This is a genomic window from Shinella pollutisoli (assembly GCF_024609765.1).
Taxonomy (GTDB): domain Bacteria; phylum Pseudomonadota; class Alphaproteobacteria; order Rhizobiales; family Rhizobiaceae; genus Shinella; species Shinella pollutisoli.
This window is the reverse complement of the sequence record NZ_JANFDG010000013.1, coordinates 101,184-124,180: the sequence shown is the minus strand read 5'-3', so window position 1 is coordinate 124,180 and position 22,997 is coordinate 101,184. Positions and strand designations below refer to the sequence as shown.

General features: G+C 68.7%; 18 protein-coding genes. 11 read left to right on the top strand and 7 right to left on the bottom strand.

Annotated elements, in window-relative coordinates; all coding sequences use genetic code 11:
- Positions 1-6 precede the first annotated feature (6 nt).
- Positions 7-777, top strand: coding sequence for an SDR family NAD(P)-dependent oxidoreductase (locus NNZ72_RS12550; RefSeq protein ID WP_257315661.1), 771 nt, complete (start codon positions 7-9; stop codon positions 775-777).
- A 63-nt stretch (positions 778-840) separates the two neighbouring features.
- Here NNZ72_RS12550 and acuI read toward each other — a convergent pair whose 3' ends face one another.
- Positions 841-1,836: an acrylyl-CoA reductase (NADPH) gene (acuI, locus tag NNZ72_RS12545; protein ID WP_257315660.1), complete on the bottom strand. Its 996-nt coding sequence runs from the start codon at positions 1,834-1,836 to the stop codon at positions 841-843.
- Between the two features lie 103 nt (positions 1,837-1,939).
- On the opposite strand from acuI, the gene NNZ72_RS12540 reads away from it, so the two are divergent.
- From NNZ72_RS12540 to NNZ72_RS12510, 7 genes are all read left to right on the top strand, one after another.
- Positions 1,940-2,833, top strand: a complete 894-nt coding sequence (locus NNZ72_RS12540) for a LysR family transcriptional regulator (RefSeq protein WP_257315659.1) — start codon at positions 1,940-1,942, stop codon at positions 2,831-2,833.
- A gap of 171 nt (positions 2,834-3,004) precedes the next feature.
- Positions 3,005-3,484: a formate dehydrogenase subunit gamma gene (locus NNZ72_RS12535; RefSeq protein ID WP_257315658.1), complete on the top strand. Its 480-nt coding sequence runs from the start codon at positions 3,005-3,007 to the stop codon at positions 3,482-3,484.
- On the top strand, positions 3,481-5,037 hold the full coding sequence (locus NNZ72_RS12530; protein WP_257315657.1) for a formate dehydrogenase beta subunit: 1,557 nt from the start codon (positions 3,481-3,483) through the stop codon (positions 5,035-5,037). Before NNZ72_RS12535 ends, NNZ72_RS12530 begins: the two co-directional genes overlap by 4 nt.
- Positions 5,034-5,453: a FosX/FosE/FosI family fosfomycin resistance hydrolase gene (gene fosX / locus NNZ72_RS12525; protein WP_257315656.1), complete on the top strand. Its 420-nt coding sequence runs from the start codon at positions 5,034-5,036 to the stop codon at positions 5,451-5,453. The genes NNZ72_RS12530 and fosX overlap by 4 nt, the downstream gene beginning before the upstream one ends.
- Before the next feature lie 5 nt (positions 5,454-5,458).
- On the top strand, positions 5,459-8,338 hold the full coding sequence (gene fdhF / locus NNZ72_RS12520; protein WP_257315655.1) for a formate dehydrogenase subunit alpha: 2,880 nt from the start codon (positions 5,459-5,461) through the stop codon (positions 8,336-8,338).
- An 8-nt stretch (positions 8,339-8,346) separates the two neighbouring features.
- Complete coding sequence (gene fdhD, locus NNZ72_RS12515; RefSeq protein ID WP_257315654.1) at positions 8,347-9,180, top strand: formate dehydrogenase accessory sulfurtransferase FdhD; 834 nt, start codon at positions 8,347-8,349, stop codon at positions 9,178-9,180.
- 36 nt (positions 9,181-9,216) lie between these two features.
- The gene (locus NNZ72_RS12510; RefSeq protein ID WP_257315673.1) at positions 9,217-9,441 is read left to right on the top strand and encodes a formate dehydrogenase subunit delta; all 225 of its coding nucleotides are present in this window, start codon (positions 9,217-9,219) and stop codon (positions 9,439-9,441) included.
- Here the strand turns inward: NNZ72_RS12510 and NNZ72_RS12505 are convergent, their stop codons facing one another.
- From NNZ72_RS12505 to rocF, 3 genes are all read right to left on the bottom strand, one after another.
- Entirely contained in the window at positions 9,442-9,918 is a 477-nt protein-coding gene (locus tag NNZ72_RS12505; protein ID WP_257315653.1) for a chemotaxis protein CheW, read from the bottom strand.
- A gap of 109 nt (positions 9,919-10,027) precedes the next feature.
- A complete protein-coding gene (rocD, locus tag NNZ72_RS12500; protein ID WP_257315652.1) occupies positions 10,028-11,233 on the bottom strand; it encodes an ornithine--oxo-acid transaminase in 1,206 nt (401 codons plus the stop codon).
- Between the two features lie 17 nt (positions 11,234-11,250).
- The gene (rocF, locus tag NNZ72_RS12495; RefSeq protein WP_257315651.1) at positions 11,251-12,186 is read right to left on the bottom strand and encodes an arginase; all 936 of its coding nucleotides are present in this window, start codon (positions 12,184-12,186) and stop codon (positions 11,251-11,253) included.
- A 115-nt stretch (positions 12,187-12,301) separates the two neighbouring features.
- Between rocF and NNZ72_RS12490 the strand changes: the two genes are divergently transcribed.
- Positions 12,302-12,742, top strand: a complete 441-nt coding sequence (locus tag NNZ72_RS12490) for an Lrp/AsnC family transcriptional regulator (RefSeq protein ID WP_257315650.1) — start codon at positions 12,302-12,304, stop codon at positions 12,740-12,742.
- 77 nt (positions 12,743-12,819) lie between these two features.
- Here the strand turns inward: NNZ72_RS12490 and NNZ72_RS12485 are convergent, their stop codons facing one another.
- From NNZ72_RS12485 to NNZ72_RS12475, 3 genes are all read right to left on the bottom strand, one after another.
- Positions 12,820-16,992, bottom strand: coding sequence for a translocation/assembly module TamB domain-containing protein (locus tag NNZ72_RS12485; RefSeq protein WP_257315649.1), 4,173 nt, complete (start codon positions 16,990-16,992; stop codon positions 12,820-12,822).
- 103 nt (positions 16,993-17,095) lie between these two features.
- Entirely contained in the window at positions 17,096-19,021 is a 1,926-nt protein-coding gene (locus NNZ72_RS12480; protein ID WP_257315648.1) for an autotransporter assembly complex protein TamA, read from the bottom strand.
- Between the two features lie 266 nt (positions 19,022-19,287).
- Positions 19,288-19,551, bottom strand: a complete 264-nt coding sequence (locus tag NNZ72_RS12475; RefSeq protein WP_257315647.1) for a YMGG-like glycine zipper-containing protein — start codon at positions 19,549-19,551, stop codon at positions 19,288-19,290.
- Positions 19,552-20,034: 483 nt separating this feature from the next.
- Here NNZ72_RS12475 and NNZ72_RS12470 point away from each other — a divergent pair, with 483 nt between their 5' ends.
- Positions 20,035-20,526: a (2Fe-2S)-binding protein gene (locus tag NNZ72_RS12470; protein WP_257315646.1), complete on the top strand. Its 492-nt coding sequence runs from the start codon at positions 20,035-20,037 to the stop codon at positions 20,524-20,526.
- A 110-nt stretch (positions 20,527-20,636) separates the two neighbouring features.
- Positions 20,637-22,988, top strand: a complete 2,352-nt coding sequence (locus NNZ72_RS12465) for a xanthine dehydrogenase family protein molybdopterin-binding subunit (RefSeq protein ID WP_257315645.1) — start codon at positions 20,637-20,639, stop codon at positions 22,986-22,988.
- The last annotated feature ends 9 nt before the right edge of the window (positions 22,989-22,997 follow it).

Here is a 22,997-nt window from a genome sequence, read left to right as displayed (position 1 = left end):
AGCCGCATGTTTCATCCAGCCTTGTTCAAGGGGGCGAACGTCGTCGTCACCGGCGCGGGACGCGGCATCGGGCTCGAGGTCGCCCGGCAGTTCCTCGATTGCGGCGCGCATGTGCTGCTGCATGTCGGCCGCTCGCCGCGCGGCTCCCTGCCGGACTTCCTGGAAAGCGCCGTCGCCGAGGCCCGCGCCCATGTCATGCATGCCGATTTCCTGGAGGAAGGCGGGGCCGACACCGTGCTGCGGCAGGTCGACAGCCTGTTTCCCCATGTCGACGTGCTGGTCAACAATGCCGGCACCATGGTCGGCCGTTTCCCGGCGGGCGAGCTGACGGACGAGCAGTACGAGACGGTGGTGCGGCTCAACCAGACCTCGGTCGTCGCCGTCACGCGGGCGCTCATCCCCTTCCTGCGCCGCGCGCCGCATGCGGCGATCGTCAACACCGTCTCGATCTCGGCGCTGACGGGCGGCAGTCCCGGCTCGGCGATCTATTCGGCGACCAAGGCCTTCGTCGCGACCTATTCCAAGGCGCTCGCCCGCGAGCTCGCGCCGGACGGCATCCGCGTCAACTGCGTCTCGCCGGGCACCATCGCCACGGATTTCCACGAGCGCTATTCCTCGGCGGAGAAGCTGGAGGCGACGCGCAGGACCATCCCGCTGCAGCGGCTCGGCACAGCGGAGGACTGCGCCCCCGCCTATCTCTTCCTCGCCGCGAACTCGCTCTCCGGCTACATCACCGGCCAGGTGCTGGAGGTGAACGGCGGCCAGCTGATGTGCTGAGCAATTCCAGCAAAAGTGCGGAACGCGGTTTTGCGTCCGGAATTGCGTAAAGCGCTCGAAGCCTCAGGCGTTGACGTCGATCACGGCGCGTCCCTTGACCTGACCGGCGAGGATTTTCCGGCCGAGCTCCGGCAGGTCCGAGAGGCCGTATTCCGCCACCATCGCCTCCAGCTTGTCCATCGGCAGGTCGGCGGCGATGCGGTTCCAGGCGTCGACCCGCTCGTTGTAGGGCCGCATCACCGAATCGATGCCGAGGAGGCTCACCCCGCGCAGAAGGAAGGGGATGACGGTGAAGGACGGCACCGCCGCCCCCGCTGCAAGACCGACGGCGGCGACCGCGCCGCCATATTTCGTCTGCTTGAGGACGCGGGCGAGCATGTCGCCGCCGACCGCGTCGATCCCGCCCGCCCAGCGCTCCGATTCGAGCGGCTTCGAGGAGGCCTCGGCAAGCTCTTCGCGTGCGACGATCGTCTCCGCGCCGAGATCCCTGAGATAGCTTGCGGCTTCCGGCCGGCCGGTGACGGCCGCGACCGTATAGCCGAGCCGGGAAAGCAGCGCGACGGCGATAGAACCGACGCCGCCCGCCGCCCCCGTCACCAGCACCTCGCCGGAAAGCGGCGAGAGCCCGGCCTTCTCCAGCGCCATGACGGCGAGCATGGCGGTCAGCCCCGCCGTGCCGATCGCCATCGCCTGCCGGGTCGAAAGCTGCTCCGGCAGCGGCACCAGCCAGTCCGCCTTGACGCGGGCGCGCGTCGCGAAACCGCCCCAGCGGACCTCACCGACGCGCCAGCCGGTCAGCACCACCCGGTCGCCCGGCCTGTAGCGCGGATCGTCGGAGGCCTCCACCGTGCCGGCGAAATCGACGCCCGGCACATGCGGATAGCTGCGCACCAGCCCGCCCTGGCCCGTCATGCAGAGCCCGTCCTTGTAGTTGAGCGTCGAATAGTCCACCGCGACCGTCACGTCGCCCTCGGGAAGGCGGGCCTCCTCCACGTCCTGCATCGCGGCGGAAACCGCCCCGTCCGCATCCTTCTCGACAAGCAATGCCCGGAACGTCATCGTGCCCTCTCCTCTTTATCGGCTTTCGCCCGGCATATTGGGCCATGGCGGTTGGTGTGGCCATCGTTCTTTTGTATCAAGGACGACGGAGGCCGCAGCCCGCATGATAGACAAGCTCGAATATTTCATCGCCCTCGCCCGCGAGAAGCATTTCGCCCACGCCGCCGCCGAGCTCGGCATCTCGCAGCCGACGCTGTCGGCGGCGATCCGGCAGCTGGAGGACCAGCTCGGCGTCATCCTCGTCAACCGCGGCTCGCGCTTCCAGAGCCTGACGCCGGAAGGCCAGCGCGTGCTCGAATGGGCGCGCCGCATCGTCGGCGACACCCGCACGATGCGCGAGGAAATGCGGGCGGCGCGCAAGGGCCTCTCCGGCCATATCCGCCTTGCCGCCATCCCGACGACGCTCGCCATGGTGCCGCGCATCACCGCGCCCTTCCAGGAGAAGCACCCGGACGTCACCTTCTCCGTGACGTCGACCACCTCGCTGCAGATCCTCAGTCTCCTGGAAAACCTGGAGATCGACGCCGGCCTCACCTATCTGGAGAACGAGCCGCTCGGCCGCGTGACCAGCGTGCCGCTGCATGCCGAGCGCTACCATCTGATCACCGCGGTCGGCAATCCGCTCTCCGACCGCGAGAGCGTGACCTGGAAGGAGGTCGCCGGGCTCAGCCTCTGCCTGATGACCGCCGACATGCAGAACCGGCGCATCATCAACCAGCATTTCCAGGAAGCGGGCGTGAACGTCCGTCCGCGGCTGGAATCGAATTCCATGATCGTCCTGCTCTCGCATGTCCTGACCGGCCGCTGGTCGAGCATCATGCCGCGCAACGTCGCGCGATCCTTCGGATTTCACAGGGAAATCGCCATCGTACCGATCACCGAGCCGGCCGCCCACCACATCGTCGGGCTGGTGGCCACCCACCGCGAGCCCTTCACGCCGCTGGTCTCCGCCCTGCTGCACCAGGCGCGGATCCTTGCCGAATCCGGCATCGATTGATAGGAATTATCTATTGATCGACGGAAGAGCTTTATTGACCGGCCGGGCCCCGGCTGAGAAGCTGAAGGGGCGCAGGCGAGGATGGCGATCCCGCCGGATATCCAGGACGTTCGGCGCGGCAGGTTGCATCTTCCCTTGAGCGGCCCGTTCGCGTCGGTTGGGAGGCTGACCATGAATGTGCATGTCACCGGCAACGATGTCGACGAGAGGACGCTGGCGATCGTCCGCGCGCTGAAGGGGCTGGAAGGCCCGCTTCTGCCGATCCTGCACGAGATCCAGGCCGAGTTCGGCTACGTGCCGCAGGAATGCCTGCCGGTGATCGCGCGCGAGCTCAACCTGTCGCGCGCCGAGGTGCACGGCGTCGTCACCTTCTACCACGACTATCGCGACCATCCGGCCGGCCGCCACGTCCTGAAGCTCTGTCGCGCCGAGGCCTGCCAGTCGATGGGCGGCGACGACCTCGCCGAGCGCGTGAAGGCGCTGCTCGGCATCGATTTCCACCAGACCACGCTCGACGGCGCCGTGACGCTCGAACCCGTCTACTGTCTCGGGCTCTGTTCCTGCGCACCCGCCGCCATGCTGGACGGCGCGGTGCACGGCCGGCTCGACATCGACGGAGCGAAGGACCTGATCGCGGAGGCCCGCCGATGACCGCCCGCATCTACATCCCCCGCGATGCCGCCGCCCTTGCGCTCGGCGCCGACAAGGTGGCCGATGCCGCAGCCCGCGAGATCGCCGCCCGCGGTCTCGACGCCGTGATCGTCCGCAACGGTTCGCGCGGCATGCACTGGCTGGAGCCGCTGGTCGAGGTCGAGACGCCCATCGGCCGCCTCGCCTATGGCCCGGTCAGGGCTGCAGACGTGGCCTCCCTCTTCGACGCGGGACTCGCCGATGGCGGGCCGCACCCGCTCTGTCTCGGCCTTACCGAGGAAATCCCCTTCCTCAAGAGCCAGACCCGCCTCACCTTCGCCCGCTGCGGCGTCACCGATCCGCTCTCGCTTACCGACTACAAGGCCCATGGCGGCCTGAAAGGCCTGGAAAAGGCCGTCGCCATGGCACCCGCCGATATTGTCAAGGACGTCACCGACAGCGGCCTGCGCGGCCGCGGCGGCGCAGGCTTTCCGACCGGCATCAAGTGGAAGACTGTCCTCGATGCGCAAGGCCCGCAGAAATACATCGTCTGCAACGCCGACGAGGGCGACAGCGGTACCTTCGCCGACCGCATGATCATGGAGGGCGATCCCTTCGTGCTGATCGAGGGCATGGCGATCGCCGGCATCGCCACCGGCGCGACGAAGGGCTACGTCTACACCCGCTCCGAATATCCGCACGCCATCGCCGCCATGCAGGCCGCCGTCGGGATCGCCCGCGCCGCCGGCGTCCTCGGTGCGAACGTGCTCGGCTCCGGCAAGGCCTTCGACATGGAGATCCGCACCGGCGCGGGCGCCTATGTCTGCGGCGAGGAGACCGCGCTCCTCAACAGCCTGGAGGGAAAACGCGGCATTGTCCGCGCCAAGCCGCCGCTTCCCGCCCTGCAGGGCTTCCTCGGCCGCCCGACGGTCGTCAACAACGTCATCTCGCTCGCCTCCGTGCCCGTCATCATGGACAAGGGTGCCGCCTATTACCGCGACTTCGGCATGGGCCGCTCGCGCGGCACGATCCCGATCCAGATCGCCGGCAACGTGAAGCGTGGCGGCCTCTACGAGACCGCCTTCGGCCTCACGCTGGGCGAGATCGTCGACACCATCGGCGGCGGCACCGCCTCCGGCAGGCCAGTGAAGGCGGTGCAGGTGGGTGGCCCGCTCGGCGCCTATTTCCCGCGCGCCCTCTTCGACACGCCCTTCGACTACGAGGCCTTCGCCGCGAAGGACGGCCTCATCGGCCATGCCGGCATCACCGTCTTCGACGACACCGCCGACATGCTGAAGCAGGCGCGCTTCGCCATGGAGTTCTGCGCCGTCGAGAGCTGCGGCAAGTGCACGCCCTGCCGCATCGGCTCGACGCGCGGCGTCGAGACGGCCGACCGGATCGCCCGCGGCATCGAGCCGGAGAAGAACCGCGAACTGCTCGCCGACCTCTGCAACACGATGAAGTTCGGCTCGCTCTGCGCGCTCGGCGGCTTCACGCCCTATCCGGTGCTGAGCGCCATGACCCACTTCCCCGAGGATTTCTCGCCCTCGCCACTGGTGGAGGCCGCCGAATGATCCAGGGCCTCTCCCATATGACCTTCGTCGTGCGCGACCTCGACCGCACGGCCCGCATCCTGATCGAGCTCCTCGACGCAAAGGAAGTCTATTCGAGCGGCGCGGAGACCTTCTCCGTCGCGCCGGAGAAGTTCTTCCTCGTCGGCGACCTGTGGATCGCCATCATGGAGGGCGAGCCGCTCGCGACGACGAGCTACAACCACGTCGCCTTCAAGATCGACGACGCCGAATTCGACGACTACCGCCGCCGCGTGGAGACGCTCGGGCTTCGCATGTTGCCCCCGCGCCCGCGCGTTCCCGGCGAGGGCCGCTCGCTCTATTTCTACGACGACGACAACCATCTGTTCGAACTGCACACCGGCACGCTGTCCGAGCGCCTCGCGCGCTATGCGGCCGGAAAGCAAGCAGCGGAGTGACACCCATGCCCCTGGTTCAAGAAATCGACTACGGCACGCCCGCCTCCCGCTCCGAGAAGACGGTGACGCTCGTCATCGACGGCAACGAGATCAACGTGCCGGAGGGCACGTCGGTCATGCGCGCCTCGATGGAGGCCGGCATCCAGGTGCCGAAGCTCTGCGCCACCGACATGGTCGACGCCTTCGGCTCCTGCCGCCTCTGTCTCGTCGAGATCGAGGGGCGCAACGGCACCCCCGCCTCCTGCACCACGCCCGTCTCCCCCGGCATGGTCGTCCACACCCAGACCGAGCGGCTGAAGCAGCTCCGCAAGGGCGTGATGGAGCTCTACATCTCCGACCATCCGCTCGACTGCCTCACCTGCGCGGCGAATGGCGACTGCGAGCTGCAGGACATGGCCGGCGCCGTGGGGCTCCGCGACGTGCGCTACGGCTACGAGGGCGACAACCACGTGCGCGCCCGCAACAACGGCGAGGCGAACGCCCGCTGGATGCCGAAGGACGAATCAAATCCCTATTTCACCTACGACCCGTCCAAGTGCATCGTCTGCTCGCGCTGCGTGCGCGCCTGCGAGGAGGTGCAGGGTACCTTCGCGCTGACGATCGAGGGCCGCGGCTTCGACAGCCGCGTCTCGCCCGGCATGCACGAGGATTTCGTCTCGTCCGAATGCGTCTCCTGCGGCGCCTGCGTGCAGGCCTGCCCGACGGCGACGCTGACGGAGAAGTCGGTGATCGAGATCGGCCAGCCGGAACATTCCGTCGTCACCACCTGCGCCTATTGCGGCGTCGGCTGCTCGTTCAAGGCGGAGATGCGCGGCGAGGAGCTGGTGCGCATGGTGCCGTGGAAGGACGGCAAGGCCAATCGCGGCCATTCCTGCGTCAAGGGCCGCTTCGCCTACGGCTATTCGACCCACCGCGACCGCATCCTCAATCCGATGATCCGCGAGAAGATCACCGATCCCTGGCGCGAGGTGACGTGGGAGGAGGCCTATCAGCACGTGGCTTCCGAATTCCGCCGCATCCAGTACCAGTACGGCCGCGATTCGGTCGGCGGCATCACCTCGTCGCGCTGCACCAACGAGGAGACCTACCTCGTCCAGAAGCTGATCCGCGCCGGCTTCGGCAACAACAACGTCGATACCTGCGCCCGCGTCTGCCACTCGCCGACCGGCTACGGCCTCGGCCAGACCTTCGGCACCTCCGCCGGCACGCAGGACTTCGATTCGGTCGAGCATTCGGACGTGATCCTGGTGATCGGCGCCAACCCGACCGACGCCCATCCGGTCTTCGGCTCGCGCATGAAGAAGCGGCTGCGCCAAGGGGCGAAGCTCATCGTCATCGACCCGCGCCGCATCGACCTCGTCTCCTCGCCGCACGTCAAGGCGTCGTTCCACCTGCCGCTGAAGCCCGGCACCAACGTCGCCGTCGTCACGGCGCTCGCCCATGTCATCGTCACCGAGGGCCTCTACGACGAGCGCTTCATCCGCGAGCGCTGCGACTGGTCGGAATTCGAGGACTGGGCCGCCTTCGTCGCCGAGCCGCGCCACAGCCCCGAGGAGGTGGAGAAGCTCTCCGGCGTGCCGGCCGACCTGATCCGCGGCGCCGCCCGCCTCTACGCCACCGGCGGCAACGGCGCGATCTACTACGGCCTCGGCGTCACCGAGCACAGCCAGGGCTCGACGACCGTCATGGCCATCGCCAACCTCGCCATGGCGACCGGCAATCTCGGCCGGCCGGGGGTCGGCGTGAATCCGCTACGCGGCCAGAACAACGTCCAGGGCTCCTGCGACATGGGCTCCTTCCCGCACGAGCTGCCGGGCTACCGCCACATCTCCGACGACGCCACCCGCGACATCTTCGAGAAGCTGTGGGGCGTCACCCTCAACGCGGAGCCGGGCCTGCGCATCAACAACATGTTGGACGCCGCCGTCGAGGGCACGTTCAAGGGCCTCTACGTCCAGGGCGAGGACATCCTGCAGTCCGACCCGGACACGAAGCACGTCTCCGCCGGCCTCGCCGCGATGGAATGCGTCGTCGTGCAGGATCTCTTCCTCAACGAGACGGCGCGTTACGCCCACGTCTTCCTGCCGGGCTCGACCTTCCTCGAAAAGGACGGCACCTTCACCAATGCCGAGCGCCGCATCAACCGCGTGCGCAAGGTGATGACGCCGCGCAACGGCTATGCCGACTGGGAGGTGACGCAGAACCTCGCCCGCACCATGGGGCTTGACTGGAATTACACCCATCCGTCCGAGATCATGGACGAGATCGCCGCGACGACGCCGAGCTTCGCGCTCGTCTCCTACGATCTCCTGGAGAAGATGGGCTCCGTCCAGTGGCCCTGCAACGAGAAGACGCCGGAAGGCTCGCCGATCATGCACGTGAACGGCTTCGTGCGCGGCAAGGGCAAGTTCATCCGCACCGAATATGTCGCGACCGACGAGAAGACGGGGCCGCGCTTCCCGCTGCTGCTCACCACCGGCCGCATCCTCAGCCAGTACAATGTCGGTGCGCAGACGCGGCGCACGGAGAACGTCGTCTGGCACGACGAGGACCGGCTGGAGATCCATCCGCACGACGCCGAGAACCGCGGCATCCGCGACGGCGACTGGGTGCGGCTTTCCAGCCGCTCCGGCGAGACGACGCTGCGCGCGCTCGTCACCGACCGCGTCGCCCCCGGCGTCGTCTACACGACCTTCCACCATCCGGACACGCAGGCGAACCTCATCACCACCGACTTCTCCGACTGGGCGACCAACTGCCCGGAATACAAGGTGACGGCGGTGCAGGTCTCGCCCTCGAACGGCCCGTCCGAATGGCAGATCGAATACGAGGACCTGTCGCGCCGGACGCGCCGCATCGCCGGCAAGCTGGAGGCGGCGGAATAGGAACGGCAGTGACGGACTTCGCCACCACCACCAGGGTTGCCGAGCTCGCCCGCCGCGGCGGGCGGCTGTCATCCGGCGAACGCACCGTGCCGGAGGAGACGCCCGTCGCCTTTTCCTATGCCGGTTCGACCCATGCCGTGATGATGGCGACGCCCGCCGATCTGGAAGACTTCGCCGTCGGCTTCAGCCTGACCGAGGGTATCGTCGCCGATCCGTCGGAGATCGAGACCGTCGAGATCGTCGCGGAGGAGAAGGGCATCGACCTGCAGATCCGCCTCGCCGAACCGCAGAACGACGCGCTGACCGCGCGCCGCCGCCACATGGCCGGCCCCGTCGGCTGCGGCCTCTGCGGCATCGAATCGATCGAGCAGGCCGTGCGCGTCACACCGTCCGTCCATTCGTCACAGCTTACATTGAGCGAGGACGAGATCGTCGAGGCCATTCGGCTCCTGAACGGCCAGCAGCCGCTGCACATCGCCACGCGCGCCGTCCACGGCGCAGGCTTCTACGTGCCGGGCAAGGGCCTCGTCGCCGTGCGCGAGGACGTCGGCCGGCACAATGCGCTGGACAAGCTCGCCGGCGCGGCCCGCCGCGCGGGACATGCCGGCAGCGCCGGCGCGGTCGTCGTCACCAGCCGCGTCTCGGTCGAGATGGTGCAGAAGACCGCCGTCATCGGCAGCCCCTTCATCATCGCCATCTCCGCGCCGACGGCGCTTGCCATCCGCACGGCCGAAGAGGCGGGCATGACGCTGATCGCGCTGGTGCGCGGCGACGAATTCGAGATTTTCACCGGCGCCGGGCGCGTGGCTTCGGCGGCCGCGCGACAGGCCGGAAACGCTTAGGAGGCACGCGTGTCGGACGGAAACAAGCTCGTCAGGATGGCGAACCAGATCGCCATCTTCTTCCATTCCCAGCCCAGGGCCGAGGAGCGGGCGCCGGGGGTCGCGACCCATATCAACAAGTTCTGGGAGCCGCGCATGCGCCGCGCGCTGTTCGAGATCGTCGACCGCCACGGCGGCGAGGGGCTGGACCCGCTGGTGCTCGAGGCCATGCCCCTCATCCATCGCCCGCCGGAACCCGCGAAGGCCCCGGCCGAAGGCTGATCAGGCGGCCATGTCCTCGACGTCGCGCTCCTTGAACATGCGCGCGAGGTTGAGGAAGCAGATCATGCCGTTCTCGTGGGCGATGATGCCTTCCGCAAAGGCCTTGTCGAAGGAGGTCGTCACTTCCGGCACCGGCTGGATCTGGTCGCCGCGGATGGTGAGAATGTCGGAGACGCGGTCGACGACAAGGCCCACCACCATGCTGTGCACCTCCGCCACGACGATGGCGCTGCGCTCGTTGGCCTCGGTGCTCTTCATGCCGAGCTTGTGGGCGAGGTCGATGATCGGGATGACCGTGCCGCGCAGGTTCATCACGCCGATGACGTCCGGCGGCGAATGGGGGATCGGCGTCGACGGCGCCCAGCCGCGGATCTCGCGGATGGTCGTGGTCTTCACGCAGAATTCCTGGTCGTGCAGGCGGAATGCGATGATTTCGAGCGTCTCGCCGTCGAAACCGGCCGTCTTCAGTGTCGTCATCGAATGTCTTCCCGGATTGCGTCTGGCGCAAAGCGTAGACGCAATCCGGTAAAGAAACCTTCAAGAACGTTTCCGCGCACAACCGCTTGGCGCTTTTGCTGGAATTGCTCTAGTCGCGCAAGACGGCCTCGAACTGCTCCAGCGCCCAGTCCACCTGGTCTTCGGTGATGACGAGCGGCGGGGCGATGCGGATCGTGTCGCCGTGGGTGTCCTTGGCGAGGATGCCGCGCGCCTTCAGCGCCTCGCAATATTTGCGCGCGCCGCCGGCAGCCGGATCGAGCTCGACGGCGAGCATCAGCCCGCGCCCGCGTACCTCTTTGATGATGTTGGAGCGGATGCCCTCGAGCCCGTCCATGAAGCGCTCGCCCATGCGGGCGGAATTGCCGATCATGTCCTCCTCGACCAGGACCTTCAGCGCCGCGCGCGCGATGGCGCATGCGAGCGGGTTGCCGCCGAAGGTCGAGCCGTGCTGGCCGGGCTTCAGCACGCCCAGCACCTCGCTGTTCGACAGCACCGCCGAGACCGGATAGAAGCCGCCCGACAGCGCCTTGCCGACCAGCGTCACGTCCGCCTCGATGCCCTCGTGCTCCTCGGCGAGCAGCCGGCCGGTGCGGCCGAGCCCGGTCTGGATCTCGTCGAGGATCAGCGTGACGCCGTGCGCGGTGCAGAGCTCGCGCACGGCCGGGAAATAGCCGGCGGGCGGGATCAGCACGCCCGCCTCGCCCTGGATCGGCTCGATCAGGAAGGCGACAGTATTCTCGGTGATCGCCGCGCGCAACGCGTCGATGTCGCCGAAGGGCACGGTGACGAAGCCCGGCGCGAAGGGGCCGAAGCCGGTGCGCGCGTCCGGATCGGTCGAGAAGCCGACGATGCCGATGGTGCGGCCGTGGAAATTGTTGGCGCAGACGATGATCTCGGCCTTGTCGGCCGGCACGCCCTTGACCTCGTAGCCCCACTTGCGCACGGCCTTGATCGCCGTCTCCACCGCTTCCGCGCCGGAATTCATCGGCAGCACCTTGTGCGAGCCGGTGAGTGCCGCGATCTCCTCGTAGAACAGCGCGAGCTGGTCGTTGCGGAAGGCGCGCGAGGTGAGCGTCAGCTTGCCCGCCTGCTCGACCATCGCCGCGAGGATCCTCGGGTGGCAATGGCCCTGGTTCACCGCGGAATAGGCCGAGAGGCAATCGAGGTAGCGGTTGCCCTCGATATCCCAGACATGCACGCCCTCGCCGCGCGACAGCACCACGTCGAGCGGCTTGTAATTGTGGGCGCCGAGGCGGTACTCGGTTTCGATCAGGCGCGCGGTCGGTGTGGTCATGGGATCCTCCGGAAGTGTCAGGCGCTGCGGGTCGGCCGGTCGAGAATGCGGCGCCCGAAAAGGCTCGCGGTCAGCTCGACGAGGATGCGCGCGCTCTTGCCGCGATCGTCGAGGAAGGGATTGAGCTCGACGAGGTCGAGCGAGGAGACGAGGCCGCTGTCGCAGAGCATCTCCATGATCAGATGCGCCTCGCGGAAGGTCGCCCCTCCGGGCACCGTCGTGCCGACGCCGGGCGCCAGATCCGGATCGAGGAAATCGACGTCGAAGCTGACATGCAGCAGCCCGTTCTCCGCTCTGATGCGGCCGAGGATCTCGTGCATGATATGCGCCATGCCGGTCTCGTCCACCGCGCGCATGTCGTAGACGTTGACGCCGTGCTCGGCGATTTCCTCGCGCTCGCGCGCGTCGACCGAGCGGATGCCGACCTGGAAGACGTTCTTCGGGTCGACCAGCGGCCGGCCCTTCTCCAGGATCGGCGCGAACTCCGCCTCGCCGCAGAAGAAGGCGACCGGCATGCCGTGCATGTTGCCGGAGGGCGAGGTGGCCGGCGAGTTGAAATCCGCATGCGCGTCGAGCCACAGCACGAAGAGCGGCCGGCCGGCCTTCGCCGCATGGCGCGCCATGCCGGAGACCGAGCCCATCGACAGCGCATGGTCGCCGCCGAGCACGAGCGGGAAGCGCCCGGCCTCGGCCGCGTCGAAGACGGCCGCGTCGAGCGCGCGCGTGAAGGCGGCGACGACCTGCAGGTTGTTGGCGCGGGGATGGTTGGCGAGATCGCGCGCCGGCAGCGGCCGCAGGTCGCCCTCGTCGGTCACGCCGTGGCCGAGCTCGGCGAGCGTCGTGTCGATGCCGGCGATGCGAAGCGCCGTCGGCCCCATCGCCGCGCCCCGGCGGCCGGAGCCCTCTTCGAGCGGCGCGCCGATCAGCGCGATCTGTTTTGCAGTGTCAGCCATGAATGCCCCATCTCGTTTTTGGGAACGATTATGGTCCTTCGCAACGTTGGCAAAAAGAGGATAAACTGGCAGAAAGACCGCCACTATTACCAATTTGACAAGCCGGATCGACATCATGATCAACCTGGACGATCTCGATCACGCCCTGATCGGTGCGCTGCGCCACAATGCCCGCACCTCCGTCTCCTCGCTCGCGGCGATGACGGGGGCCTCGCGCGCCACCGTCGCCGCCCGCATCGACCGGCTCGTCTCCTCCGGCACCATCGCCGCCTTCACCATCCGCACCGGCGCGGAGCTGACGGGCAGCGGCGTGCGGGCCATCGTCATGATCGAGGTGCACGGCAAGATGGCCGACCGCGTCGCCGCGCAACTGCGCGGCCTGCCGCAGGTGCGCGCGCTCCATTCCACCAACGGCCGCTGGGACTTCATCGCCGAGCTGGAGGACAAGGACCTCGGCACCTTCGACGAGACGCTGCGCCGCATCCGCCTCATCGACGGCATCACCGTGACGGAGACGAACATTCTTCTGAAGACGACGAAGAACGCGCTTCTCTGACGACCCCCTCATCCGGCCCTCCGGGCCACCTTCTCCCCGGCGGGGAGAAGGTGCCGGCAGGCGGATGAGGGGAAACCTCAATATTCCTTCTCGTAAAAGATGCCGGCCCCCGCGCTGCCGCCGCTGCCGGCCTCGCCGCGCAGCTTGAGGCCGCGGCCGATGTCGAGGTTGATCACGGCCTTCGCGCCGTTCGTCTCCGGGTCCTGCTTCAGCTCGATATAGGTCCGGTCGTTGAGATATTTTCCCGCCGAGACCTGCGCGCGGCCCTCCGCGTCCGTGGTGATGTCGAGGTCGTCGACGCCGAGCTTGCTGCGCAGGCTGTTGAGGAGCCCGGTCGAGCGCCCGCCGGCAAGCTCGCTCGCGGCGGCGGCGAGCTGGGCGATCTGCAAGGCCGAGAGGTTCGACATCGAGCGGCGGAAGATGAGCTGCGCCAGGATCTCGTCCTGCGGCAGCGACGGCGAGGAGGCGAAGGTGACGGTCGGGTTGTTGGCGGTGCCGGCCACCGTCACCGTGATCGAGGTCGAATCGACCGCGGTGGCGGCGACGAGGTCGACGGTCGGCACGAGCCCGCCGGCAAAGCCGATGCGGGCGCTGGTGAAGTCGAGCCGGCGGGTCAGGATCTCCATCCGCCCGCGCTCGAGCTCGAAGCCGCCGGAAATGCTCGGCGCCGAGGACGTGCCGGTGATGCGCAGGCTGCCGCCGAACTCCGCATTGATGCCGCGCCCGCGCACGAAGATCTGGCCGGGCGCGGAGATCGTGAGGTCGAGCCCGATCCCGCGCGCAGCGCCGTCGCCGCCCTCGTCGCGCTTGACGTCCGCCGTCATGCGCTGGACGGCGGCGGGCGCGTTGCGGTGCTTGATGTCGATCTCCGACAGCGAGGCCGGCAGCTTCTGCGGAATGGTGATGTTGGCCTTGTTGACGCGGACGTTGCCGCCGAGCATCAGCCCCGTCAGCGCCGGCCCCTTGAGCGTGAGGTCGCCGGTGAGGTTGGCCGCGACCAGCGTGCCGTCCACATAGGTCATGTCGGAGAGCTTGACGGCGACGTCGACCGGGAAGCCGCTGCCGGGCTGGATGCCGATGGTGCCGCTCGCCGAGATGCCGCCGCCGCTCGCAAGCCGGCCGGACAGCTCGCGGATCACCGCCTGCCGGCCGTCGAGCGAGACGGCGAGCGACAGGTTTTCCACGGCGAGGTTGCGGCGCACGTCGACGAGGCGCGCCCCCCGCGCCGTGATCGTGCCGTTGACGGCGGGCGCCCCCGCGGTGCCGGAGATCGACAGGTCGACCGCCGCGTTGCCCGTCAGCGTGAAGCCCTGCGCGGCAAGCTGGGCCTGCAGCAGGCCGAACGGCACCGTGCCGCTGAATTTCAGCGCAAGCGGCATCGTGCCGGTGACGCCCACCGTGCCGCCGCCGCGGAACGAAAGCCCGCCCCCGCCGCTCAGCACCGTGTCGAGGCGGACGCGGTCGTTGGCATAGTCGCCGTCGGCGCGGATGGTGAGCGCGCCGAGGCCCGCCGCCCTGGTCTGGCTCGTCGCCGCCCCGTCCCAGGTGAGCTGATAGCCGACGACGGGTGCGGCCGCCCGCCCCTTGACCGTGACCGTGCCGCCGATCGACCCCTCGGGGGCGAGGCCGGGCGAGAACGTCTCGACGAGCCCGGCCGGCACGGCATTGAGGCGCAGCGAAAGGTCGAGCGTCTCGCCTGCCCGCCCGGACACCGCGACGGTCCCTCGGCCGGCCTGCACGGTCAGCGCGTCGAGCGCGGCCGCACCGTTCGCGACGGCGATCCGCGTCGGCTTGGCAAGCTTCAGCGCGATGCCGCGCGGCGCGGCCTCGAAGCTCTGCAGCGCGATGTCGAGCCCGCCGCCGCGCTGCTCGACCCGCCCCTTGGTCGCAAGCGCCTTTCCGTCCAGCCGGCCGGAGAGATCGAAGCCGGTGCTGGTTCCCTCGCGCAGGAAGGCGAGGTTCAGCCCGTCGAGGCGGTTCTCGCCGGAGGAGACGCGCTCCGCCCTGACGGTGCCGGAAACCGCCGCCGTGGCGAGATCGGCGATCTCGAGATCGACGGAGGGCTTCGCGATGCTGACCGCATCGCGGCCCACCGCCGAGCCGGACGCCTCCACCGTGGCCGAGGTCCGGCCGTTCCGCGTGGCGATGACGATATTGCCGGCGAGGTCGCCGGATGCCTTCTCGCCGGCCATCGCCGCGAGCAGCGACAGGTCGGGGAAGTCGAAGCGGATGGTGCCGTCCGGCATGAAATCCGCCGCAAGCGACAGCGAGCCCTTCAGCGTGTTCGGCCCGATCTCCGCCTCGATGACCGGCACGCCGATCCGCCCGCCCTCGGACGAGACCTCGGCGCGCACGTTGATCGCCTGCCCGTCGAGCGCGCCCGTCGCCGTCAGCGTGCCGCTCGGCCTGTCGGCCACCGCCTTGCCGTCGAGCGTGACGACGAGATCGCTGAGCGTGCGGCCGGAGAGCGTCGCCCCGCTGGACGTGATCCTGCCGGCCACGTCCAGCGCATCGAGCGGGCCGGAGGCCGAGAGGTCGAAGGCCGCCTCGCCCGCCGCGTCGGAGAGGAGCCTGCCGAGATCGAGCACCTTGCCGGAAAGCGTCGCCTGCAACTGCCCGTCGCCGAGCGACACCGTGCCGCCCGCCTCGGCGGTACCCGATTTCACCTGGAGGTCGGAGACCTCGACCGCACCGTCACCCGACCGGGCAAGCCTGCCTTCGAGCGCGATGGTGGTGTCAAACTTGCCGGCCAGCGCCTCCGGCAGCACGGCGGGCAGCGCGAAGAGGCGGAACGCGACCGATGTCGCACCGCTCGACAACCCGTGCTCGCCGGAAAGCGTGCCGCCGATGCTGGCGCTTTCGAGCGTTACCGGATCGAAGCCGATCCGTTCCGGCCCGACGTCGAGCGTCGCGGCGAGCTTCGCCGGCCCCTTGACCATCCGGTCGAGATCGGCGCTGGCGAAGGCCGTGGCGCCCGTCTCCGCCGTCAGGTCGACCTTGCCCGAGCGGTTCGCCACGTCGAAGGCGGCGCTTTTCGCGGAAAGGCGGATGTTGTCGACCCGGCCGGCGGGGAACGCAGCGGAGGCGACCGTCGCCGTCGCATCGAGCACCGCGGCGCGCGCCTCGCCCGAGAGCGAGACCTCCGCACCGGAGACCAGCAGGCGCACGTCGCCGTCCGCCAATGGCCAGCGGAAGTCGATCGGCCCGTCCTTGCCGGAAAGGCGGAGGTCGAGGTCGTTCGTGCCCCGCGCGCTGACCGTGCCGGAGGCGGCGAGCGTCATCGCCCCGGTCGAGATGTCGCCCTTCTCGATGCTCAGCATGTCCGACCCGTCGAAGGCGGCGACGACGTCGATGCCGGTCTCGCCGGCGAAGAGCGGGCGCAGCTGCGGCGGCATCAGCGCGTCGAAGGCGCCGCCGCCGGCAAGCGCGATCCGGTGCAGGCCGGACGTCGAGAGATCGTGGCGCCCGTCGAGCCGCAGCATCTCCTCGCCGTCGAGCGCGGCCGTCAGCCGTCCCGCCCATTGCGACAGCGGTCCGTCGCCGGTGAGCCGGATCGACACGGCCGGCGCGCCGGGCAGCCGCAGCAGCGTGGCGATGAGCCCGCCCTTCGGCTCGCTGACGTCCGCCTCCAGCCTGAGCTCGTTTCCGGCCGGATCGAAGACGATGTCGGCGGCCGCGCGCGCATCCGGCCGGTCCGTCTCGGCCGCGGCGAGCTTCACCGCCACCCGCTCGGCCGTGGCGTCGCCGCTGCCCGACAGCACGATCCGCTGCTCGCGGCCGGCGACGGCCGCCGAGACGAGGAGTTCCGGCACGTCGAGCGCGCCGACATGCACCTCCACCGGCAGCGAGAAGCCCGAGCCGGAGGACGTGTCCTGCGACCCCGATTCCGGCAGGCGGTGCAGCGAGACGGAGGACGCGGCGATCCGCTCGGCGTCGAAGCGCAGGCCGGCGAGATCGAGCGGCGACCAGTCGACGGCGAGGTCGCGGATCTCCGCATAGACGCCCTTCTCGTCGGCGAGCGTGATCTCGGCGGCGCGCAGCCGTCCCGTCAGCAGACCGGACGGCTCGCGGATGGAGACGATCTGGCCGCTCTCCGCGGCAAGGTCCTCCGCGTAGGAGGCGGCAAGGCGCGCGCCCGCATCGGTGAAGCCGACGAAGCCCACGGCGGCGAGGCAGACGAGGAGGAGGACGGCCAGGCCGTAGCCGGCGTAACGAAGCGTGGCGCGGAGAATTCGGGTCAGCCTGTTCATGCCTCTTCCATGTCGCGTCTGAGGGCGGGAAAGTCGCCCGGCCCCCCTTTGGGGCCGATTCTGCCCGATCGATCAAGAGGCTGGACCAGAATTGGGGCGATTGTCAGAAGGACTGACCGATCCCCGCATAGATGCCGAAGGAGGTTCCGCCCGGATATTTGTCGAGCGGCACGGCGACGTCGAGCCGGATCGGCCCGAAGGGCGTGGCGTAGCGCAGGCCGACCCCGGCGCCGGCGCGGATGTCCTTGAAATCGGGCACCTCGTCCACCGAGACCGTGCCGACGTCGATGAACGGCACGATGCCGATCGTCTCGGTGACGCCGATGCGCACCTCCGCCGAGGCGTTCACGTAGGAGCGGCCGCCCGTCAGCTTGTCAGCGCCGTTGCGCGGCGAGATCTCCTGGTAGCCGTAGCCGCGCACCGTGCCGCCGCCGCCGAGGAAGAAGCGCCGCGTCGCCGGAATGTCGGAGAGCTTGTCGCCGCCCACGAGCGTGCCGCCGGCGAGCTTTCCGGCCAGCACGAGACGGTCCTCCTCGCCGAGCGCCTTGTAGCCGGTGACGGCCCCCTCGAAGGACGAGAAGACCGTGCCGCGATAGGTCTCGTAGCTCGGCTTGGCGTTGATCATCGCGCGATAGCCCTTCGTCGGGTTGAGCTTGTCGTCGCGCGTGTCGCGCACGTATTCGATCGGCGTGCTGACGGTGAGATACTTGTTCTTGCCGAAGGCGTCGTCGATGTCGCTCCACATCACCTCGCCGCCGCCCGAGACGGTGTCGACGTCCGAAAGCTCGACGCTGACGCCGGCAGCACCCGTGAAGGTGACGGCCTTGTAGGCGTCCGGATCGACCAGCGAGGCCTTGAGGCTGGCGTTGAAGGTGGTTGCCGGGCCGAAGGCGCCGGGCTTGGAGAAGAGGATGGCGGTCGAATAGTCGAGGCTGTCGAGGCTCGACTCGCCGATGCGGCCGACGGACCCCTCGACGCGCAGCGATTCCGCCTGGCCGAGCAGGTTGCGGTGGCCCCAGTAGCCCTGCAGGCCGAGCCCGTCGGTGTTGGAGACCTGCGCGCCGAAGCCGAAATAGCGGTGCTTGCCCTCGGATACCTCGATGGTCATCGGCAGCGAGCCGTCGGGGGCGAGCGCGGTGGCCTCGCGGATCGTCACGCTGGAGAAGACGCCGAGCTGGCGCAGCCGGTCGGCCGCCTTCGCGAGCCTCTCGGGCGAATAGGGCTCGCCGGCATTGATGCGCGAGTAGCGCGCGACGAAATCCGGGTCGACCGTCTTCGTGCCGGTGACGCCGACCGCGCCGACGGGGGCGACCGGCCCGCCCTCGGCGGCGATCACCACGTCGACGGTCTGCGTCCCGTGGTCGGCCGTGGCGTTGCGGTCCGTGAGCTTCGCGAAGGGCCGGCCCTCGGACTTGAGGTCGGCGACGATCTGCTCGCCCGCCTTGAGGATGACGGTCGAATCCGCCCGCGCGCCGGGCACGAGACCGTAGTCGGCCGGGTTGCGCCCCTCGGCATCGCCGGCAAAGGCGATGTCGCCGAAGGTGAAGACGGGCCCGGGCCGCACGCGGATCGTCACCGGGACGGCGCCGGGGCGGCCGAACTCGGGATTGGGCGGCAGCGCGTCGAGGTCCTGGCCGGCGACCGTCACCTCCACCACGCCGCCGTAACGGGCGTTCTCGTAGAGCGCGGCGAGGATGCGGTCCCGGTCGTCGCGTGCCTTGATCACCAGGCCGAGGTCGCCGGAGACGGGCTTGCCCTCGTCGGCCTTGAGCAGCGCCGTGGTCTCGATCGCTTCCTTCAGCGCCTCGTCCTCCGTGCCGGCGTCGAGGGTGAGCGTGTATTCGACGGGATCGATGACGGGAGCGGCTTCCTCCTCGTCGCTCTCGAAGAACTTCATGCCGAACAGCTCGAAGGCGGAGGCCGGAGCGGCCGGGGCGACGGCGCACGCAAACGCCGCAGCGACCGCGAGCGCGGTGCCAGCCCTGAGGAACGCAAAACTCTTGTCCGGCCGGTTCACGATATCCCGCATCCGCTGCTGTCCGTCGCCTCTCTCGTTCGGTGCGGGCGCGCGCGGCAGGCCGGCATGCTTCCGTCACGAATTTCGGTGCTCCGCCTCATGCGGGGCTCAGGCTGGAAAGACCTTACCGCGTTAGGTTTTCCGTAAGATTAACGCCGGTTTTACACGCAAGGGTGCGGGATTTGAAGCGCCGGCCGGCATTTTGTCCGTGGAGTGCAAAAAGCGGGAGCCCCGGACCGACGGCCCGGGGCTCCGCAAGAACAGGTCCGAGGCGGCGATCAGTAGCCGCGCGGGCAGGAATCGATGTAGCGACGGCCGTAGCGGTCGCGGTAGTAGCACTGGCCGGGCTGTTCGGAGACATGGCCGATGACCGCGCCGGACACGCCGCCGATGGCCGCGCCGACGGCAGCACCGCGGACGTTGCCGGTGACGGCACCGCCGATGATCGCGCCGGAGGCCGCGCCGATGGCCGCACCCTTCTCGGTCTGCGAGCAACTGGCGACCGACAGGGCGACCAGGACGAGCGCAATGACTTTCTTCATGAGATTGTTCTCCAAAGTTGAGCGGCGGGCTTTCTCGCCGGGCCCGCGCTTATCCCTTTTTACTCAGGCACAGCACCGCGCCCGTCTTCGACTGCGAGGTCCGTGCGACGATGAAAATATAGCCGGGAACAGGGAAGTCCATGGCATTCAACAATTTTTTTGCAGTGCGAATAAACATCCTTTCCATTTCGTTCGATAAGCCCCCCGCCTTTCCGCGATCGCGAGAAATTTCCGCCGCCGATTGAAAGTAGCGGTTGATCGCGGAGCGAAAACGTCAAATGATGCAACCCGTCGATACGGGCGCCGGCCGGGAGGAGGACCTGCCGGAAACCGCATCGGGACTGACGCAACCGGAATGCATGCGAATACGCGAGGACCGCTGGTGTCGTTCGATTCCCGGCCCGCGCGCCCGAAGGGCGCCCGTCGTGCTGTGACGTCGGATCGACCGGACTTCCCCGCGGAAAGAACGCCAGGGAGGAACGAATGTCGAGAGTTGCAATGACCGTGAACGGCCGCAAGGTGAGCCGGGAGTGCGAGGACCGCACGCTCCTCGTTCACTTCCTGCGCGACCATCTCAGCCTGACGGGAACCCATGTCGGCTGCGACACCTCCCAGTGCGGCGCCTGCGTCGTGTACATGGACGGGCGGGCGGTGAAGAGCTGTACCATCCTGGCCGCGCAGGCGGCCGGCTCCGAGATCCTCACCATCGAGGGCCTTGCCGCGGGCGGCGACCTGCATCCCGTCCAGGCCGCCTTCAAGGCCAACCACGGCCTGCAATGCGGCTTCTGCACGCCGGGCATGGTGATGAGCGCGGTCGACATGATCAACCGCTACGGCGCCGACCTCGACGAGAAGACCGTCCGGGAGAACCTGGAAGGCAACATCTGTCGATGCACCGGCTATCACAACATCGTCAAGGCCATCCTCGCCGCCGCCCAGGAGATGGGCGCGGCGGGCCGGCAGGCGGCGGAATGAGCGAATAGCGAGTGGCGAATAGCGAATAGAGCGCAACCGCTCCTCGATCGCTGTTCCCCTACTCGCTATTCGCAATTCGCTATTCGCTCATCTCTCGGGAGGAGAAGAACATGGGTGTCGAGGGCATCGGCGCGCGGGTCGCGCGAAAGGAAGACAAGCGGTTTCTCACCGGCAAGGGCCATTACACGGACGACATGGCCGTGCCCGGCATGCGGTATGCTGCCTTCGTGCGGTCGCCGCACGCGCATGCGAGGATCAGGAGCATCGACGTCTCGCAGGCCGAGGACATGCCCGGCGTCGTCGGCGTGCTGACGGGCAGAGAGATGCTCGACGACGGCATCGGCAACCTGATCTGCGGCTGGATGATCCATTCCAAGGACGGCTCGCCGATGAAGATGGGCGCCTGGCGGCCGATCGCGCACGAGACGGTGCGCTATGTCGGCGACGCCGTCGCCATCGTCGTGGCCGACAGCGTCGGTGAGGCGCGCGATGCGGCGGAGGCCGTCGCGGTCGACTACGAGGTCCTGCCGGCGGTGACGGACACCGTGGCGGCGCTGGAGGACGGCCAGCCGCAGCTTCATCCGGAGGCGCCCAACAACCTCATCTACGACTGGCAGATCGGCGACGGCGCCGCCGTCGACGCGGCGCTCGCCGCCGCCGCCCATGTGACGGAGATGCGCATCGTCAACAACCGGCTCGCGCCGAACCCGATGGAGCCGCGCGCCGCACTCGGCATCTACGACGCGGGCGAGGACCACTACACCTGCTACACGACGAGCCAGAACCCGCACGTCGCCCGCCTCGTCATGAGCGCCTTCTACAATGTCGCGCCGGAGAACAAGCTGCGCGTCATCGCCCCTGACGTCGGCGGCGGCTTCGGCTCGAAGATCTACATCTATCCGGAGGAGATCTCCTGTCTGTGGGCCTCGAAGCGCACCGGCGTCCCCGTCAAGTGGACCTGCGACCGCACCGAGGCCTTCCTGACCGACGCGCACGGCCGCGACCATGTCTCGACCGTCAAGATGGCCTTCGACGCCGACCACCGCATCATCGGCCTCAAGGTCGACACGATCGCCAATTTCGGCGCCTACATGTCGCTCTTCTCCGCGGCCGTGCCGACCTATCTCTATGCCACGCTGCTCTCGGGCCAGTACGACATCCCGGCGATCCATGCGAACGTCCGGGCGGTCTACACCAACACGGTCGCCGTCGACGCCTATCGCGGCGCCGGCCGGCCGGAGGCGACCTACCTCCTCGAACGGACGATGGAGACGGCGGCGCGCGAGCTTGGCCTCTCGCCGGCGGAGCTGCGGCGCATCAACTTCATCCGCACCTTCCCGCACCAGACGCCGGTGATCATGAACTACGACGCCGGCGACTACGAGGCCTCGCTGAAGGCGGCGATGGCCGAGGCCGACTGGGACGGCTTCCCCGCCCGCAAGGCGGAAGCCGCAAGCCGCGGCAAAAAGCGCGGCATCGGCATGAGCTGCTACATCGAGGCCTGCGGCATCGCGCCGTCGGCCGCGGTCGGCTCGCTCGGCGCGGGCGTCGGCCTCTGGGAATCGGCGGAGGTGCGCGTCAACGCCGTCGGCACGATCGAGGTGCTGACCGGCTCGCACAGCCACGGCCAGGGCCACGAGACGACCTTCGCCCAGCTCGTCGCCGACCGTTTCGGCGTGCCGATCGACAGCGTCTCCATCGTCCACGGCGACACCGACAAGGTGCAGATGGGCATGGGCACCTACGGCTCGCGCTCCGGCGCCGTCGGCATGTCGGCCGTCGTCAAGGCGCTCGACAAGGTCGAGGCCAAGGCGAAGAAGATCGCCGCCCACCTGATGGAGGCGGACGAGAGCGACATCGTCATCGAGAACGGCGCGCTGAAGGTCGCCGGCACCGACAAATCGGTGCCCTGGTTCCAGATGGCGCTCGCCGCCTACACCGCCCACAACCTGCCGGCCGGCATGGAGCCGGGCCTCAAGGAAGGCGCCTTCTACGACCCGTCGAACTTCACCTTCCCCGCCGGCTGCTACATCTGCGAGGTCGAGGTCGACCCGGAGACGGGCAAGACGGAGATCGTCCAGTTCGTCGCCGCCGACGACTTCGGCAACATCATCAACCCGATGATCGTCGAGGGCCAGGTGCACGGCGGGCTCGCCCAGGGCATCGGCCAGGCGCTGCTCGAGGGCGTGCACTACGACCGGGAGACGGGACAGCTGCTCACGGCGAGCTACATGGACTACGCCATGCCGCGCGCCGACGATCTGCCCTCCTTCAAGGTCTCGCACCAGGTGACGCCCTGCCCGAACAACCCGCTCGGCATCAAGGGCTGCGGCGAGGCCGGCGCCATCGGCTCGCCGCCGGCGCTCATCAACGCCATCACCGACGCCATCGGCAACAACGACCTCGACATGCCGGCCACGCCCCAGAAGGTCTGGGCCGCGGCGCGGGCGGCCGCAAACTGAGGGAGGAAG

Excerpts from the sequence above, each read along its gene's own strand:
- NNZ72_RS12550 (WP_257315661.1), top strand. The coding sequence starts at position 7 with ATGTTTCATCCAGCCTTGTTCAAGGGGGCGAACGTCGTCGTCACCGGC.
- acuI (WP_257315660.1), bottom strand. The coding sequence starts at position 1,836 with ATGACGTTCCGGGCATTGCTTGTCGAGAAGGATGCGGACGGGGCGGTT.
- NNZ72_RS12540 (WP_257315659.1), top strand. The coding sequence starts at position 1,940 with ATGATAGACAAGCTCGAATATTTCATCGCCCTCGCCCGCGAGAAGCAT.
- NNZ72_RS12535 (WP_257315658.1), top strand. The coding sequence starts at position 3,005 with ATGAATGTGCATGTCACCGGCAACGATGTCGACGAGAGGACGCTGGCG.
- NNZ72_RS12530 (WP_257315657.1), top strand. The coding sequence starts at position 3,481 with ATGACCGCCCGCATCTACATCCCCCGCGATGCCGCCGCCCTTGCGCTC.
- fosX (WP_257315656.1), top strand. The coding sequence starts at position 5,034 with ATGATCCAGGGCCTCTCCCATATGACCTTCGTCGTGCGCGACCTCGAC.
- fdhF (WP_257315655.1), top strand. The coding sequence starts at position 5,459 with ATGCCCCTGGTTCAAGAAATCGACTACGGCACGCCCGCCTCCCGCTCC.
- NNZ72_RS12510 (WP_257315673.1), top strand. The coding sequence starts at position 9,217 with ATGGCGAACCAGATCGCCATCTTCTTCCATTCCCAGCCCAGGGCCGAG.
- NNZ72_RS12505 (WP_257315653.1), bottom strand. The coding sequence starts at position 9,918 with ATGACGACACTGAAGACGGCCGGTTTCGACGGCGAGACGCTCGAAATC.
- rocD (WP_257315652.1), bottom strand. The coding sequence starts at position 11,233 with ATGACCACACCGACCGCGCGCCTGATCGAAACCGAGTACCGCCTCGGC.
- rocF (WP_257315651.1), bottom strand. The coding sequence starts at position 12,186 with ATGGCTGACACTGCAAAACAGATCGCGCTGATCGGCGCGCCGCTCGAA.
- NNZ72_RS12490 (WP_257315650.1), top strand. The coding sequence starts at position 12,302 with ATGATCAACCTGGACGATCTCGATCACGCCCTGATCGGTGCGCTGCGC.
- NNZ72_RS12485 (WP_257315649.1), bottom strand. The coding sequence starts at position 16,992 with ATGAACAGGCTGACCCGAATTCTCCGCGCCACGCTTCGTTACGCCGGC.
- NNZ72_RS12480 (WP_257315648.1), bottom strand. The coding sequence starts at position 19,021 with ATGCGGGATATCGTGAACCGGCCGGACAAGAGTTTTGCGTTCCTCAGG.
- NNZ72_RS12475 (WP_257315647.1), bottom strand. The coding sequence starts at position 19,551 with ATGAAGAAAGTCATTGCGCTCGTCCTGGTCGCCCTGTCGGTCGCCAGT.
- NNZ72_RS12470 (WP_257315646.1), top strand. The coding sequence starts at position 20,035 with ATGTCGAGAGTTGCAATGACCGTGAACGGCCGCAAGGTGAGCCGGGAG.
- NNZ72_RS12465 (WP_257315645.1), top strand. The coding sequence starts at position 20,637 with ATGGGTGTCGAGGGCATCGGCGCGCGGGTCGCGCGAAAGGAAGACAAG.